Consider the following 15120-nt stretch of genomic DNA (forward strand, 5'->3'; position numbering starts at 1 on the left):
TATATTTAAATAAATAAGTTTACATTTCCATCTTCTGCTTCCGCTAAATAAGCTGCGACACCTGCATACTCAATTCCATCCAATAATTCCTCTTGCTGCAAGCCCAATAAATCCATCGTCATCGTACAAGCAATCAGTTTCACTTCTTGTTCTTGAGCCAACTCAATTAAATTTGGCAGTGACATGGCGTTATGTTTTTTCATCACATGTTTGATCATTTTAGGACCCATTCCAGCAAAGTTCATGTTGGATAGACCCATTTTATCAGAACCGCGTGGCATCATTTTTGCAAACATTTTTTCTAAAAATCCTTTTTTTAATGGTAGAGGCTCATCTTTCCTTAAGGCATTCAATCCCCAGAATGTATGAAAGATCGTCACTTCATGATCATAAGCTGCCGCACCATTAGCAATGATATAAGCAGCCATTGCCTTATCATAATCACCACTAAATAAGATGATTGTCGTTTTTTTCTTTTCAGTCATATATGTTTTCCCTCCTGAATGGTTACCCACACGCCCTTATATACCACATGGGGTATATTTCATTTTAAAAAAATATTCTCTTTACGTACTTTCCAAGACGGAATGAGGTACCGTAACTTTTAAACGTTTGCTTTCCCTTTCTTCAGATTAGGCCCACCTTTTACCTACTTTTAATTAGTAACTCAACGGCCTCCTTGACAAGATGTTCAGTGCCTTCACCTTTTTCGACGCTTTCCCGAACGCATTGTTCAAGGTTGCTACTTACGATAACACCCATGGTCCTATCAATCGCACTACGTGCAGCAGACAACTGAGTGACGATTTCCCTGCAATCTTTTCCCTCTTCCATCATTCCAAGAACTCCCTTGATTTGCCCTTCAATTCGCTTCAATCGATTTATGACACTTTGAGCATAATCCATATTCTGCCCTCCCATCTATTTACAAACACAATCACTGATCTCATAACTTGTTACCTTAATTCCTTTTCTCATTAAGAAACGCAGCCCCAAGTTCACTTCCAATTTATCTGAAGCAATTAAATGAATGTTTTCATGCGGGATTTCTTCATTAAAACGCTTCAAATAGGCATAAGGGATATTCAAAACTTCTTTATCGCCTTGATCCCGTTTATGATTATAAGCCCTTATATCCAATAATATTAAATCCTGCCTTTCATCCTTTTGACAAGGAATGTTCTTGACAGGTACATACCGTTTATACATAAATCGAACCAAAATAACGATAAATATTATAAACAATGAAAAAATCGCATCCACCACCTGTATCAATTTCTAGAATTGTGAGCTTTACTCGTGAATTGTGTTCTTGAGTTCACTTTATACCCAATGGGGTATATTGTCAAGGCGTTTATTCTCACTTTTTATAAAAAGAAAGCCACCTAGTTTACGGCAGCTATCACTCATTACTTTAATTCTTCAATTTTTTCAGCACTATAAGATTTTTTTGTACTTGAACCAGAATTTCCTAATCAATAAAATATACTTACCTTAATAATTGTTGCAGTAGAATCGTCATTGTTATTGGATAACTTTATATGTAAATTGTTGCATGAATGATCCATGTTTAAGATTACTAAGTCACCTTGTTCTAAAACAATAGTCTCTTTTTCATCGATACTCATTCTACTTTTTCCTTTGACACAATAAAAGGCGTCAGATCTTTTCGTAGTTTCCCTATTATCCAACACTTCAGTATGGATTCCATGATTTATATGAATCGTGCTAAGGTCACCTTCGCATCCTTCTGCTAACATCAAATTAAAGTCCGTAACCCTTCCAATACTTCGAGTTGTCCAGCCGCCATCAAACCGATCCTGTTCAAATGGCTTTAAATACACATGGTGCTTTCCCTCATGTTGCAGCCACATTTCACCATCAAGGCTCATGATGATTCTCTGAATGCCTGGAAGGTGGGTAAATTCGGATTCTTCTACCTCGATATCTGCGGTGCTTATCCGCCATTTGAAATCACGCTTCGAGTAATCTCCATCTTCAGGACAAATAGCAAGTTGAGTAGTTTTGCCACCTGACCAAAGACTAGTTATTTGTTCACTTTTTCTTTTTACGTTTAGTAAATAGGACACCTATTTTCTCCCCTTTTATTATTACATTAGTTCAGTTCAAATCAATTCCCACCAGAGTTTAGATCGAAATTGTTGTAATGTCAATAGGATGGATACGGTAAACAGAGAGGCATAACAAAGGTTAGGTCCACTGGTCTCTGATTATCGTAGTATACATTCAAACGGGGCTAAATTTCCTTGTGTTGAATGCCCTGGCTTTTGGTTGTAGAAATATTGAATATACTAAAAAACGCTTGTTTCACTTTCGGCATATATCCAGTCTTACTGTGAAACGATACAATACACACATCTTCAAAACCGTTGCAGAGGTGGATCATACCTCCTTGAAATTGAAGGGTTATGTTGCAGTAAGAATCAGACTGAACGACCATTGTGAATTACCTCTGGGCAAATTTTAAATGGGAATAAAAAAATCAATACCGAATTTTCTTGGTATAACTACCAAGATATTCGGTATTAACACTATATTCTTATTTAGTTTTGACCATTTCGGGCTTTGCATCAAACCACTTTTTTCATACCTTAATAACCCCGATAAACAAAGGCTAGTATTTATGAAATTCATTCCATAAATACTAATGCAGAACAAATTATCATTTAAATAGATTAATACTTATAATGATAATTGGCATAGCAAAAACATCAATAAGAAATGCACCCACTATTGGAACGATTAAATACGCTTTACTTGAAGGTCCATATTTAGCGGTGATCGTTGACATATTGGCCATAGCATTTGGTGTAGCCCCTATACCATGTCCGATAAACCCTCCAACCATAACAGCCGCATCGTAGTTTTTGCCAAGGAAACGAAACATTATGAATATACTTAAAAGTATAATGAATATTACTTGAATCACCACAATTAAAATAATAGGTAAAGCAAGGTCAGCAACTTCCCACAGTTTTATACTCATTAAAGCCATTGATAAGAAAATACCTAAAGTAATATCTCCAATAAAATTTATACTAGGCATTTCGATAATTTTTCCATTTATTTTATCTAAAATATTCCGAACTATTACAGCCACTATCATTGCTCCAACATAATTCGGTAAAACGTAACCTGTCTTCGCCGAAAATAACTCTCCTAAATATGAACCTAAAGCCATACAAAATGTTAGTATCAATACTTGTTTCATAAATGAAGCTACATTTATTTCTATTTTGTCTTCCATTTCTTTCTTTTCCTGAATTTCAATATCTTCTTTGCTTGGTGTTAATTTGTGTTTATTAATTAGATACTTTACAGTGGGACCTCCAACTAATCCACCAAATACTAACCCTAAAGTAGCTGCTGCTATTCCAATTGCTTGGGCAGATTGAATTCCTAGTGATTCAATGGTTCCACCAAAAGCTGTAGCTGCACCAATACCCCCTTCCATTGAAATGGCTCCTGCCATCATACCAATCAACGGATCAATTCCGAAAACGGGCGCTAAAGAAATGCCAATTAAATTTTGAGCAAAGGCCAAAAACCCACATAATAACCAATATATTAATAATAATTTACCGCCTACTTTTACTAATTGAAAACTAGCACCTAATCCAACGGTAGTAAAAAATGTCAACATAAATAATCCCTGTAGTGTTGTATCTAATGAAATGGTTACGTTTAGAAAGGTTTTAAGACTTGTAGCGACTATTGCAAAAAGTAATCCTCCAACAACAGGTGCAGGGATACAAAAGTGTTTAAATAATTTTACTTTCTTTACGATAATCCCACCTAGTGCTAAAAGCATTATCGCTAAAAAAATAGTTATCGTTTGATTTATCTCGATGGTCATATTATTATCTCCTGTCTACGCACATGAATACTTCATTTATTAGGTTTGCAGCTAGTTTTACAGTGCGATTATCATAATCTAATGATGGATTTACTTCACAGATATCAAATGAAATAGTTTTCTCATGTGAAATGATTTTGCGAATTAATTGTCTTACCATTTTTCCAGTGAGACCAAAGGAGGAAGGTGCACTAACACCAGGTGCTTCAGAAGCGCTGATAACATCCATACAAAGTGTTAATATAATAACATCATTTTGATTCATAAAATTTTGAATTTTCTCTTCGTTTTCATTTGAAATCTCGTTTACTAATTCTTCTTCCAATATCCAAGAACAATCAAGTGAAGTTGCAGTGTTAAATAATTTTTTTGTATTTCCATAACGTTGAATACCAATGGGCAAATAACTAGCATGATGATCATAATCTAATATTTGTTTAAACATCGTTCCAGAAGAAGTGATTTCTTCATAAGATCGTAAATCAAAATGAGCATCAATGTTAAGGATGCCTATTTTAACATTGGGTCCAACACTCGACCTAATTCCAAGATAATGACCATAAAAGGTTTCATGTCCGCCCCCAAAAATAATAGGAAACATATTTTTGGTTAATATTTTCTCTACGTGACTTCCTAATTCAGCTTGTGCTTCTTCTAACTGTTGATTTTCACAAATGATATTTCCGAAGTCAACTAGACCATCTGCTGATTGGCCATGCCAAGATAAAGAAGATAAGGATTTGCGTATTTCATTTGGAGCTTCTTTGCTTCCAAGTCTTCCTTTATTCCTGCGTACACCTTCATCACAAGAGAACCCTATTATTCCACATGTATTATTTGTTGATGTTATTTGATGATCCTTAACTATTTGATGAATTCTAAATTCATCTTTATCTATTAAGCTATCTGTTCTACCTTTCCATAAATCCATACTTGGTAACGTATACATGTATTTTTCCTCCCCATAAATAAAAATATTTCTTATTTTCACTCTCCCATCAATTTCGGGTTGTCCAATCATAAAAGATTTAGAGCCAGGTAGCTTCTCCTTTTTGTTTTTCTTTAAACGTGGATAGGCTACTGACTTATACTACCTGATGGCCTTTTGAGCCCCCGCTTTCGCTGCACTGTAACTCCAAGTCCAGCAATGTATCCCATTATGATGTATATCTATGTTACCTCCAGTCTGTATAATGGCTTTACTATTATTTTAATTAAGCAAGTTTCATGCCAAGTCCATCGCCATTAAAACAGTGGGAAATTAAGATATTTTTAAAATAAAAAGTAGGCGAAAATTGCCGCACGGCAATTTCCGCCTACTTTTCTTCCCGATACTTCTTCAACTTGTCTCGCAATGTCCTCTCACCGATACCAATTGTTTGGGCTGTCCTCCTTTGATGACCGTTAAAAGCGGCAAGGTTATGAAGAATCACTCTTTTTTCGATTTCTTCAAGCGGTTCGCCGACATAGACTGGGATTATGGTGTTGCCGAAAAATGCGCGAGAGCTTTTTTGGATATCGGAAGGTAAATCTGCTTTCTGTATATAAGAATCATTCGTAAGCGCAATGGCTCTTTCAATCACGTTCTGCAATTCACGAATATTTCCTGGGAATTCATATTGCCGTAAAAGCTGCAGCGCTTCATGGGAAATTCCTTCTACAGGTTTTCCCATTCGATCACCGATTTTAGCAATAAAAAATTCCAACAACAACGGAATGTCTTCTTTTCGTTCACGTAAAGCCGGTAGGTGAAACGGAATCACATTTAATCTGTAATATAAATCTTCGCGAAAACGATTTTCTTTTACTTCTTTAACCAAATCTCTGTTTGTCGCAGCGATGATCCGGACATCGATGCTGACTTCTTCTATCCCTCCAACGGGCATTACCTTTCTCTCTTGTAAAACACGCAAAATTTTCCCTTGCAGCGCCAAATCCATCTCACCGATTTCGTCAAGAAAGATTGTTCCTCCTTCCGCCAACACAAAAAGTCCATATTTCCGCTGTGTCGCCCCTGTAAATGCTCCTTTTTCGTATCCAAATAATTCTGATTCCAACAGGTGAGTCGGAATGGCCGCACAATTAATAGCTTGAAACTTTTTGTTTCTGCGCTTGCTTTCATTATGGATTGTTCTGGCGACGACTTCTTTACCGGTTCCACTTTCCCCTTCTATGAGAATGTTGGAATCGATATCCTTCACTTTATCGATGAGGGAGAATATATTGCGCATTGCCAAACTTTCACCGATAAGTCCGTTCACACCTGCCACCTTATCCAATTCTTCACTCAGCCATTTCACTTTGGATTGAAGCGTATATACTTCTTCTGCTTTTTGCATCAGCACTTCCAATTCATCAATATGAAGCGGCTTTGTCGCATATGTAAACGCTCCCTTACGCATGGCTTCCACGGAAGATGGAATGGTACCGTATGCTGTCATCATAATGACAACCGTCGAGGGGGATAGGCGTTTGATTTCTTCTAACACTTCCATCCCATTGTATCCCCCGATTTTTAAATCCAGCAAAACAATGGCGATTTCAGCCCTTTCGAGAAGCGGGAGCGCTTCGCGTGGGTCTGTAAACGAATAAACGTGGTACTGGTCTTCCAATGCAAACGTAAGTGACTGACAAATGGTTGGCTCATCATCAATAATCATGATATCGTGCATTATATTCACCCTTTCTGTTTTAATGCTGTAAACAAATGGTCATTACAGTTCCCTTTCCTTCTTCACTTCTTGTCTCAATAGTACCATCGTTTTCTTTGACAAGCTGATACGAAATAGAAAGCCCAAGCCCGACCCCGTTTGGTTTCCTGGTGTAAAACGGTTCAAAAACCTTATCAATTTCTTCTTCCGAAATGCCGATTCCTTCATCCTCGATTTCAACGACAGTGAACATGTCCCGATAATATGCCCGAAAAATAAGGGTTCCCCCTTGATTGGACGCTTGAATGGCATTGAGAATGACGTTCACCAGTACTTGTTTGATCTGCTGTGTATCTGCAGTTGTCTGAATGTCTCCAGCGAACTCACGAACAATCCGCAGGTTTTTTTCTTTGATTTTCGGCTTAAGCAATAGCTCTATCCCTTCCATGGTCTCATTCAGCGAAAAAGTAACAGGCTCTGATTTTTTAGGGCGAGAATAATCGAGCAAATCGTTAATTAATGCATTAAGTCGGGTAATTTCACTAGTAACCTGTTCGGAAAAGAATGTACGGAAATCTGCGCTTGCAAATTTTTTCGGCAGCAATTGCGTATAGGTAAGGATGGACGTTAACGGATTTCGTATTTCATGAGCGATACCTGCCACGAGTTGTCCCAATGAACGCAATCGGTCATCCTGAGCCACTTTTCTCTCAAGCTGTTTTTGTTCCGTAATATCAAAAAAATTCAAGACCGCACCTACACTTTCTCCCCCAATTGTCTGAATTGGATACACGCTGTAAGTAATATGCCTTTTTTTGCTCGCAAACTGAGACCACACCGTTTCCTTTTGTAAGAAAACCCTCTTTTTCTCTAACGCAGCTCTAATCTCCTTTTCTGGGATGAAACAGACAATGGGCAGATCCTGAAAAGGTTTTCTAACAACACTGCCATCCAACTCCAAATATTCCATGGCCCTAACATTAACCATTGATACGAGCCCTTGTTGATTCAGTGTAATAAGCGAACTGTAGGCACTGTTTAATACTTGCTGCTGAAAATGGATATTTTCCTCAAGGAGCAGCATCTTCTCTTCCAAGTCTTTATTCACGTACTCAATTTGCTCAGTTCGCTTAGCGACTTCTCGTTTAAGACTGAGATTCCACCATAAGATGAGAGTAATCACAATGAAGGTTAGAAAAAGACCAATTTCCAAATACAACATGGTTTTGCGTAATCGTTGAGTATTCGGCAGGATATACTCCCCGAACCACTTTTTCTCTATCTTTTCATAAGTGCCATCTTTCTTGATTTGAGAAATTCCCTGATTGAATAATTTCAGCAACTCTTTGCTTTTCGGCATCACAGCTACAGCATAATTTGTGGTGTCAAGTGACTCACCGACAATCTTAATAAGTGATTGCTGTTCATTTTTCTGTAGAAAATATTGACCCGTAATCCGATTTCCAATGAAAGCATCAACTTTTCCGTCGATCAACGACTGAACGGCTTCTTGTTGATTGTTCGTTTCCACCAATTGCAAACGATCGACTTTGCTTAATAAACCGCTGGCAACATCACCTTTTTGAACGGCTACTTTCCGGCCTTTTAGATCTTCGATTTTTCGGATATACATGTTATCTTTCAACACAAAAATTCCTTGTGAACTTGTGAAATACGGAACAGAAAAATCATAAATCTCTTCACGTTCCCGATTGTACTTCATACCTTGAATCGCATCCACACTTCCCGAGCGCATAGCTTGTACTGCCTCGTTCCACGGCATAGGATAGTATTCGAATCTAATGCCAGTCTCGATAGAAATGGCGTTCATGATATCCACATTAAAACCGGTATAAACCCCCGAGTCGCTCAAGTATTCGAAAGGTGGAAAGTTATTATCCCCAGCAACCCGTATCACTTTTTGGGCTTCCGAACTCACTGCTAAAGGAAAGAAACAGCCAAAAAAGAAAAGGAAGACGGTTATAACGGCACAGACAATATGTAATTTTCGCATCGCCTCACCCCTTTTTCTATACATACAGTTTCGTATCATAAATGTGTATAAATACACTGTACAAAGACTCTATTATGATAACTTTTTAAAGTATATAAGAAAAGCTTAATTGCATCTAATAACCCTGATCCAAATCACTGCTTGGATAAAGGAGATTAAAAAATGGCAGCAAGTCTAATTACAATAATTTTTTTGATTGGTAAATGGATTGTAGATAATGTTCAATTAATCGAGGGAATAGGAGGGAAAATCCTCTTAATTTGTTTTCCGAATATTTTATTCCGTTCAGAGCTTGCATAAAAGGAAATGTAAGTTCGTGAACGTTCGCATACTCTTTTCACACATGGACGCAAGTTGAAACTGTCTTTTTTGCATCATTAAAATGTTAAGGGGTTTCATCACATTAAATCTCAATCTATGACTCAAAATCTTTGGAATAGCAGTCTTTACTTAGGTTTTTTTCGCCAGCCATTCTATTTCTAGTAGTTGGGTTGGCAAATTGGCCGCAGACTCTACCTTTGTCGTAGCATTGCCAGTACTTCATGTTTGTGTTCAAAAAAGGCATGCTCCTTTTTGGGGAATCATGCCTTTATGTAAGGAAAATAGATATTGAAACAAGCAACTACCCTAGACGTTTCTTTCAATCCTATTCTAACTTAAATTATATGTTTGACTGTGTATAGTATATTTATTGATTTTTTCCAAACTTGGTTCATAGCCAATTCCGGGCAATTCTGGAACCATGATCATTCCGTTTTCTACCGTAACTTCAGGGTCAATAATATCTTCTGCCCAATAGAGGGAGGAAGCTGCGGTATCTCCAGGAAGGGTAAAGTTTGGCAGGGAAGTGATGGCAATATTATGCGCTCTTCCAATGCCTGATTCTAGCATCCCCCCACACCATAGTGGAATTTCATGTTTAAGACATAAATCATGAATTTTCTTAGCTTCAGTCAAGCCCCCGACGCGGCCAATCTTAATATTAATAATTTTACAACTGCCTAATTTAATAGCTTTTCTAGCGTCTTCCAATGAGTGAATGCTTTCATCCAGGCAAATAGGTGTTTTTAACCTTGACTGTAAATCTGCATGGTCAATGATATCGTTATAGGCAAGCGGTTGTTCAATCATCATTAAATTAAAATCATCCAAGGCGGATAACCGGTCTATATCTTGTAAGGTATAAGCTGAATTTGCATCTGCCATTAGAGGAATTTCAGGATATACTTTTCGGACCTTGTCTATTAATTCAACATCCCAGCCCGGTTTGATTTTAAGTTTAAACCGTTTATAGCCTTCACCGAGACAAGTTTCAATCACATCCAGAGTCGAATCAATCGAGTCCTTTATTCCGATGCTCACCCCCACTTCAATTTTCTTTTTTATTCCACCTAACGCACTCGCGAGAGAAGCATTTTGCTTTTTCGCATACAAATCCCAAACTGCCCCCTCTATAGCAGCTTTTGCCATATAATTTCCGCGAATATGCTTGAAATATTTTTCAGAGATTTCATCAGGATGCTGGATTTCATTTTTTAGGATTATTGGAATTAAATAATCTTCGAGTATATGCCAGTTTGTTTTTAATGTCTCTTCATTATAAAGAGGATCGAGCATCGCAACAGATTCTGCCCATCCGGAAATGCCGTCATCGCTTTGGGCTTCTACAAGGATAAAATCCCTATCGTATTCCGTCCCAAAGCTAGTTGTAAAAGGTTCAAGCAAATCAAGCTTCAGATGCCTTAAAATAACTTGTTTAATTTTCACTGGGAGATCTCCTTTGTTGATAAAACTGTTAAAATAGCAGTCTTACCTTTTTTTAATACAGGCAAACAGCAGCCTGAAATTACTTAACATTATACAAACTCTTACTAGATTATTTCCTTGAGAGCACATAAAATTGAATGGGAATTTCCGTCATGGGATTCTTTATAAAATCTATTACCTGCCATCCTTGCTGAAATAGATCGGTAAAAATGTCCCTGGTTTTCATTCGCCATTCATTGGCCGCTTGAATATTTGTGTCTCTTATTGTTCGGAAATCTTTTGGAATGGCCACAAAAGCTATATCACATTCTTGTTCAGGCAGCGGAAGAGTGACAGTAGGAACTGGCAGTCCCTTTTCAATGGTATCCCATTGAATCAGCGAGTTCTCTATCACAAAGTCCAGCGCGATTCCCCGTCCTCTAGAATCCGTTGTCTCCTTCTTGCCAATATGCCATTCGACAAGAAAGCGGTCAGAAGGAATACCACTGTTTAATAGATCTTCCATTTCACCATAGCAGTTTGGGATATATGTAGAACAGACCCCGCCAAGCTTGCCTATATTTAAATACCCATTAATACTTTCTAACGGATCGTATGTCCAGGTAATAAGAGAATAGCCGAGCTTTATCGCTTCTTCGCGTTGTGCTAGTTTTAGCTTCTCCCCTATTCCTTTGTTGCGAAATTGCTCATCTATGCCTAGAATATGTGAACAAAGATAGACTGATTTACCATTGAAACCCGGAAAGCTGTATTGAAATCCAATCAGCTGACCCTCGCAATAAGCTCCTAAAACCAAACCACCGTTTTTCACTGCTGTTATGGTTTGGTGTGAGGGGATTGAATCAGTATCCCCCCAAATGTTAGATTCTAGCTTTCTTACGTCCTCAAGTTCTTCAATTCGATGAAGGGAACGAATTACAATTTCCTGTGTTTTCGTCATGGTCAACCTCCTAAGAAAATCCCAACGCCTTGATTGCCCAAACAACCATAAAGTTAAACGGCTGTTCGCTTGTCGGGCTAGGCATTTTACCCCTTAATATAAAATGTCGTACTTCCCTATCTTTTTGACAAAGAAATCATTCCTGATTACTGAAATCAGCTTCTTGCAATGGAATCATTTTTGTTCTCTTTACGATTTTATAGCCTAAAAAAGCCAGGAGAAATAAAGGAAGCCCGATATAAGAAATTAATATTCCATACCAGTCAATCTCAGGGCCGAAAAAGGCAGAGTAATTTTGTCCCAGGATAGCCGTAACACATAAAACTGTGGCTAATATCGGACCGAGTGGATACCATTTTGATACATAAGGCAAATCTTTCAAATCTCTTCCTTGTGCAATAAACGCCTTCCGGAAACGAAAATGTGTAATCGAAATTCCTAACCAGGATATAAAACCGGATAATCCTGCAGCATTTAATAACCATGTATAAATAGTGCCTTCACCGAAAAGAGAGGTTAGAAAAGCTGCCATCCCAACGATGGTAGAAAAATACACTGCGTTCACTGGAATGCCGCCTGCATTCACTTTTTTTAGAAACGAAGGCGCTTTTCCTTCTTTCGCCAGCACCCAAAGGACGCGCGAAGCCCCGTACATGGCGGAATTACCTGCTGAAAGAACAGAAGTAAGTATTACCACATTCATAACGGAGGCAGCGATGGCAAGCCCTGCGTTTTGGAAAACTAGAGTGAAGGGACTTACCGCAATATCTTCTATATCCGAGCTTAACAAACGCGGATCGTTATAGCTGATTAAAAATCCAATCACAATAATCGCCAATACATAAAACAAGAGGAGTCTCCAGAAGATTTGCTTAATAGCCTTGGGAATATTTTTTCTCGGGTTTTCACTCTCCCCTGCTGCAATTCCTACTAACTCGGTGCCTTGAAAAGCAAAACCAACCACCATAAAGACACTTATAATGGATAAAAAGCCACCGTTAAACGGTGCTTCCCCTTTGGTGAAGTTTTCAAAACCTACAGCATGACCGCCCATTATTCCAAAAATCATTAATAATCCTACTGCTATAAAAATGATTATCGTCAAGACCTTTATTATGGCAAACCAGAATTCTGATTCTCCATACCCTTTGACCGATAAAATATTCAGGCCAAATATGATCGCAAGAAATAATGCGCTCCAAATGATGCCCGGGACAGAAGGTAGCCAAAATTTCATGATCAGGGAGGAAGCTGCTAATTCCAGTGCGACTACGATTGCATTGTTATACCAATAGTTCCATCCGATCGCAAATCCCAAAGCCGGATCGACAAACCTTGATGTATAAGTGCTAAAAGAGCCTGTAATAGGAATAAAGGCGGCCATTTCCGCTAAGCTTGTCATCAGAAAGAAAACCATGATCCCGGCAATTATATAGGCAGCTACAGCTCCACCAGGACCCGCAGTATGAATGATGGAACCGCTCGCTAAAAATAGTCCCGTTCCAATGGTTCCGCCGATTGCAATCATGGAAAGATGCCTTGGTTTGAGCTTGCGCTCCAGTTGTTTTCCATCAGAAGCTGCTTGGGCATCCGTTTGTGATGCGAGTGCGGTATTTTTCATGAAACACCTCTTCATTTGATTTTTATAGTGAAAACTTCTCTTCTTCCGCCGCCAGTATTACTGTGTTTATTAAAATTTTCGTTCCATAAATAAGAGCTTGTAAATTAAATTTCATACCCGGATGGTGCAGACCAGGAGTTAGATCGCAGCCTAATCCTATCATTGTTGCTGTTATATCAGGATTTTGGGCTGTATAAAAATGAAAATCCTCTCCTCCTTGAGAAACACAAACTGGAACGACATTTTCCGTCCCAATGATATCTCCTATTGCGATTTCAGCCAGCTTTATGGCTTTTTCATGCATGGTCGCTGCTGGGACAAATTCCTCCGCAGACCAGGAGATGGATGTACCAGTTTGCACCATTGTCTGGTCAATAGCTTCCTTTGTTAAGGAATTTAGTTCATTCATTACATCATTTGACTGAGCTCTGGCGTCAATTGCAAAGACAGCAGTTTCCGGGATGACGTTTGATGCTTTGTTGTTTGTTTGAATTTGAGTCATTTTGATGGAATACGGAATTTCGGTTTCCAAGTTAAGCTGCTGTATTTTTTGGACAAGCAAAGCTGCTGCCTCAATTGCATTTATTCCATCTTGCGGACGCGATGCATGGGCCTGAATCCCTTTGATTGTTCCCCTTATTGTTACGGCGGAGCCATGGACAATGACGGGGGAAGCTTTCATATAAGGAACCTCCGTACTGGGTCTTACATGTACCCCGAATAAATATGTAACATTCTCCAATACTCCATCATTAATCATTTGAAGAGCGCCTTCTCCTTTTTCTTCAGCAGGCTGAAATATAAAACGGAGAGTGTGTTTAGGGCGGATTCCGCTGGAGGCAATGGCCAACGCTGTATATAAAACCATTGTGCTATGTGCATCGTGTCCACATGAATGATTGGCCTTTACCACTCCATCTACCTCCTGAACAAGCGCATCCATATCAGCCCTCAATGCCACAACCTTTTTTGATTGGCCTGGAATCTCAGCGATGATCCCATAATGGCTGTGAAATGTTTTCAGGGTTAAGCCCGCTTTTTTAAGACATTTTAATATGTAGTCAGACGTTCGTTCCTCCTGCCAGCTTGGCTCAGCCAATGAGTGAAGGTCAAGGTAGGACTTTATCAATAATTCTTGATGCTGTTCAATATATTGAATCGGGTTCATGATGATTCACCTCCTTTACATGAATGTTAACGTGATTAAAAAATCATTCATTAAACACTTCATAGTTTGAATAAAGCCTTTCTAATTTTTGCTGATGGATATGAATCCTTTTTGCGTCTCTTTCATGTATGCCTGCAATAACCAAGTCCAATAAGCTAATAACGGAAGCGATCGAGTTGGTTCCTGTTTCTGCATTTTCTTCAGTTGTCAGGGCAATATCAGAGATACGGCCAACTGGTGACAGGAGGCGGTCTGTAACCACGATTAAACACACCCCATGTTCTTTTGCGCACTCTGCAACTTTTAATATTTCATTCGCATATCTTGGAAAGGAAAAAACTACTAATACAGACTTATTAGTGAGATTACAAAACTTTTCATAGAAGTCACCTGTTGGTGAACATAAACTTACATTTTCCCTTAATGAACTTAACGTATAGGAGAACCAATAAGCGGCGGCATGGGAAATCCGATGACCCGCAATTAATATTTGATCAGCCTGTATCAGGACATCGACCGCTTTCCATATATCCTGAACATTAGTATGATCTAATAGATGTCTTAAAATATGAACTTCGTTTTCTATCACTTTGGTAAATGGATCTTGCATGTCATCAATAGGGAGATTGGTATCCCCATCGGGTATATCTAGTTGATTTTGATGCAGGAGCTGTTTTTGAATTCTGTCCTGCATTTTACTAAACCCTTCAAATCCTAATGAATAGGAAAACCGAATGACCGTCGTTTCACTAACCTCTGCTTTCCGCCCTATTTGAAAAGCCGTTTTAAAGGCAGCTTCATCCAAATTTTCAATTAAGTAGGCGGCAACTTTTTTTTGACCTGCCGATAAATGGTCGAATTTTTCCTTAACTAATAATTTAAAAGGAAGATGTTCCAAAATATAACCCCTTTCTGATGAATTAAATACTTCTTTATAAGAAAATGGTGAAGGTAATCCTTCTTTAATTTATACACTATCATAATTAAATTAGAAAATGAAGGATTTTTTTGATTCTTTTGATAATTATTAATTTCAATTTTCAGCAACAAAAACAAGACTATAAGAAGGTAGACCTTAGACA

At 38.3% G+C, this 15120-nt stretch carries 14 protein-coding genes; 1 reads left to right on the top strand and 13 read right to left on the bottom strand.

What is annotated here, in order from left to right:
• Positions 1 to 5: 5 nt before the first annotated feature.
• The 8 genes from ACQKMH_RS24335 to ACQKMH_RS24370 all read right to left on the bottom strand — a co-directional run bounded on the left by ACQKMH_RS24335 (position 6) and on the right by ACQKMH_RS24370 (position 8542).
• Positions 6 to 485, bottom strand: coding sequence for a DsrE/DsrF/DrsH-like family protein (locus ACQKMH_RS24335; protein ID WP_230156592.1), 480 nt, complete (start codon positions 483 to 485; stop codon positions 6 to 8).
• A 160-nt stretch (positions 486 to 645) separates the two neighbouring features.
• Complete coding sequence (locus ACQKMH_RS24340) at positions 646 to 906, bottom strand: metal-sensitive transcriptional regulator (RefSeq protein ID WP_427589908.1); 261 nt, start codon at positions 904 to 906, stop codon at positions 646 to 648.
• A 15-nt stretch (positions 907 to 921) separates the two neighbouring features.
• Positions 922 to 1245 carry a sulfurtransferase gene (locus ACQKMH_RS24345; RefSeq protein WP_427589909.1) on the bottom strand — a complete coding sequence of 108 codons (324 nt, stop codon included), beginning with the start codon at positions 1243 to 1245 and terminating at the stop codon, positions 922 to 924.
• 230 nt (positions 1246 to 1475) lie between these two features.
• Complete coding sequence (locus ACQKMH_RS24350) at positions 1476 to 2090, bottom strand: HutD/Ves family protein (RefSeq protein ID WP_427589910.1); 615 nt, start codon at positions 2088 to 2090, stop codon at positions 1476 to 1478.
• Between the two features lie 593 nt (positions 2091 to 2683).
• Positions 2684 to 3877, bottom strand: a complete 1194-nt coding sequence (gene gltS, locus ACQKMH_RS24355; protein WP_427589911.1) for a sodium/glutamate symporter — start codon at positions 3875 to 3877, stop codon at positions 2684 to 2686.
• Positions 3878 to 3881: 4 nt separating this feature from the next.
• A complete protein-coding gene (hutG, locus tag ACQKMH_RS24360) occupies positions 3882 to 4826 on the bottom strand; it encodes a formimidoylglutamase (protein ID WP_427589912.1) in 945 nt (314 codons plus the stop codon).
• Positions 4827 to 5193: 367 nt separating this feature from the next.
• The gene (locus ACQKMH_RS24365) at positions 5194 to 6549 is read right to left on the bottom strand and encodes a sigma-54-dependent transcriptional regulator (RefSeq protein ID WP_427589913.1); all 1356 of its coding nucleotides are present in this window, start codon (positions 6547 to 6549) and stop codon (positions 5194 to 5196) included.
• 19 nt (positions 6550 to 6568) lie between these two features.
• Entirely contained in the window at positions 6569 to 8542 is a 1974-nt protein-coding gene (locus ACQKMH_RS24370; protein ID WP_427589914.1) for a transporter substrate-binding domain-containing protein, read from the bottom strand.
• Between the two features lie 162 nt (positions 8543 to 8704).
• On the opposite strand from ACQKMH_RS24370, the gene ACQKMH_RS24375 reads away from it, so the two are divergent.
• Positions 8705 to 8842 (top strand): hypothetical protein, encoded by a 138-nt coding sequence (locus ACQKMH_RS24375; RefSeq protein WP_427589915.1) that lies wholly within the window; start codon positions 8705 to 8707, stop codon positions 8840 to 8842.
• Between the two features lie 351 nt (positions 8843 to 9193).
• Here ACQKMH_RS24375 and menC read toward each other — a convergent pair whose 3' ends face one another.
• The 5 genes from menC to ACQKMH_RS24400 all read right to left on the bottom strand — a co-directional run bounded on the left by menC (position 9194) and on the right by ACQKMH_RS24400 (position 14936).
• Positions 9194 to 10309 carry an o-succinylbenzoate synthase gene (gene menC, locus ACQKMH_RS24380; RefSeq protein ID WP_427589916.1) on the bottom strand — a complete coding sequence of 372 codons (1116 nt, stop codon included), beginning with the start codon at positions 10307 to 10309 and terminating at the stop codon, positions 9194 to 9196.
• 109 nt (positions 10310 to 10418) lie between these two features.
• The gene (locus ACQKMH_RS24385; RefSeq protein ID WP_427589917.1) at positions 10419 to 11249 is read right to left on the bottom strand and encodes a GNAT family N-acetyltransferase; all 831 of its coding nucleotides are present in this window, start codon (positions 11247 to 11249) and stop codon (positions 10419 to 10421) included.
• A gap of 136 nt (positions 11250 to 11385) precedes the next feature.
• Entirely contained in the window at positions 11386 to 12870 is a 1485-nt protein-coding gene (locus tag ACQKMH_RS24390) for an amino acid permease (protein WP_427589918.1), read from the bottom strand.
• A gap of 22 nt (positions 12871 to 12892) precedes the next feature.
• A complete protein-coding gene (locus ACQKMH_RS24395) occupies positions 12893 to 14038 on the bottom strand; it encodes an amidohydrolase (RefSeq protein WP_427589919.1) in 1146 nt (381 codons plus the stop codon).
• Between the two features lie 43 nt (positions 14039 to 14081).
• Positions 14082 to 14936 (bottom strand): MurR/RpiR family transcriptional regulator, encoded by an 855-nt coding sequence (locus tag ACQKMH_RS24400; protein WP_427589920.1) that lies wholly within the window; start codon positions 14934 to 14936, stop codon positions 14082 to 14084.
• Between the last annotated feature and the right edge of the window lie 184 nt (positions 14937 to 15120).

Origin of the sequence: Peribacillus sp. NPDC097895 (assembly GCF_050277555.1) — a bacterium.
Taxonomy (GTDB): domain Bacteria; phylum Bacillota; class Bacilli; order Bacillales; family DSM-1321; genus Peribacillus.

Bases quoted from the DNA above. Each gene is read 5' to 3' on its own strand.
- ACQKMH_RS24335 (WP_230156592.1), bottom strand. From the start codon at position 485: ATGACTGAAAAGAAAAAAACGACAATCATCTTATTTAGTGGTGATTAT.
- ACQKMH_RS24340 (WP_427589908.1), bottom strand. From the start codon at position 906: ATGGATTATGCTCAAAGTGTCATAAATCGATTGAAGCGAATTGAAGGG.
- gltS (WP_427589911.1), bottom strand. From the start codon at position 3,877: ATGACCATCGAGATAAATCAAACGATAACTATTTTTTTAGCGATAATG.
- hutG (WP_427589912.1), bottom strand. From the start codon at position 4,826: ATGTATACGTTACCAAGTATGGATTTATGGAAAGGTAGAACAGATAGC.
- ACQKMH_RS24365 (WP_427589913.1), bottom strand. From the start codon at position 6,549: ATGCACGATATCATGATTATTGATGATGAGCCAACCATTTGTCAGTCA.
- ACQKMH_RS24370 (WP_427589914.1), bottom strand. From the start codon at position 8,542: ATGCGAAAATTACATATTGTCTGTGCCGTTATAACCGTCTTCCTTTTC.
- ACQKMH_RS24375 (WP_427589915.1), top strand. From the start codon at position 8,705: ATGGCAGCAAGTCTAATTACAATAATTTTTTTGATTGGTAAATGGATT.
- ACQKMH_RS24385 (WP_427589917.1), bottom strand. From the start codon at position 11,249: ATGACGAAAACACAGGAAATTGTAATTCGTTCCCTTCATCGAATTGAA.
- ACQKMH_RS24390 (WP_427589918.1), bottom strand. From the start codon at position 12,870: ATGAAAAATACCGCACTCGCATCACAAACGGATGCCCAAGCAGCTTCT.
- ACQKMH_RS24395 (WP_427589919.1), bottom strand. From the start codon at position 14,038: ATGAACCCGATTCAATATATTGAACAGCATCAAGAATTATTGATAAAG.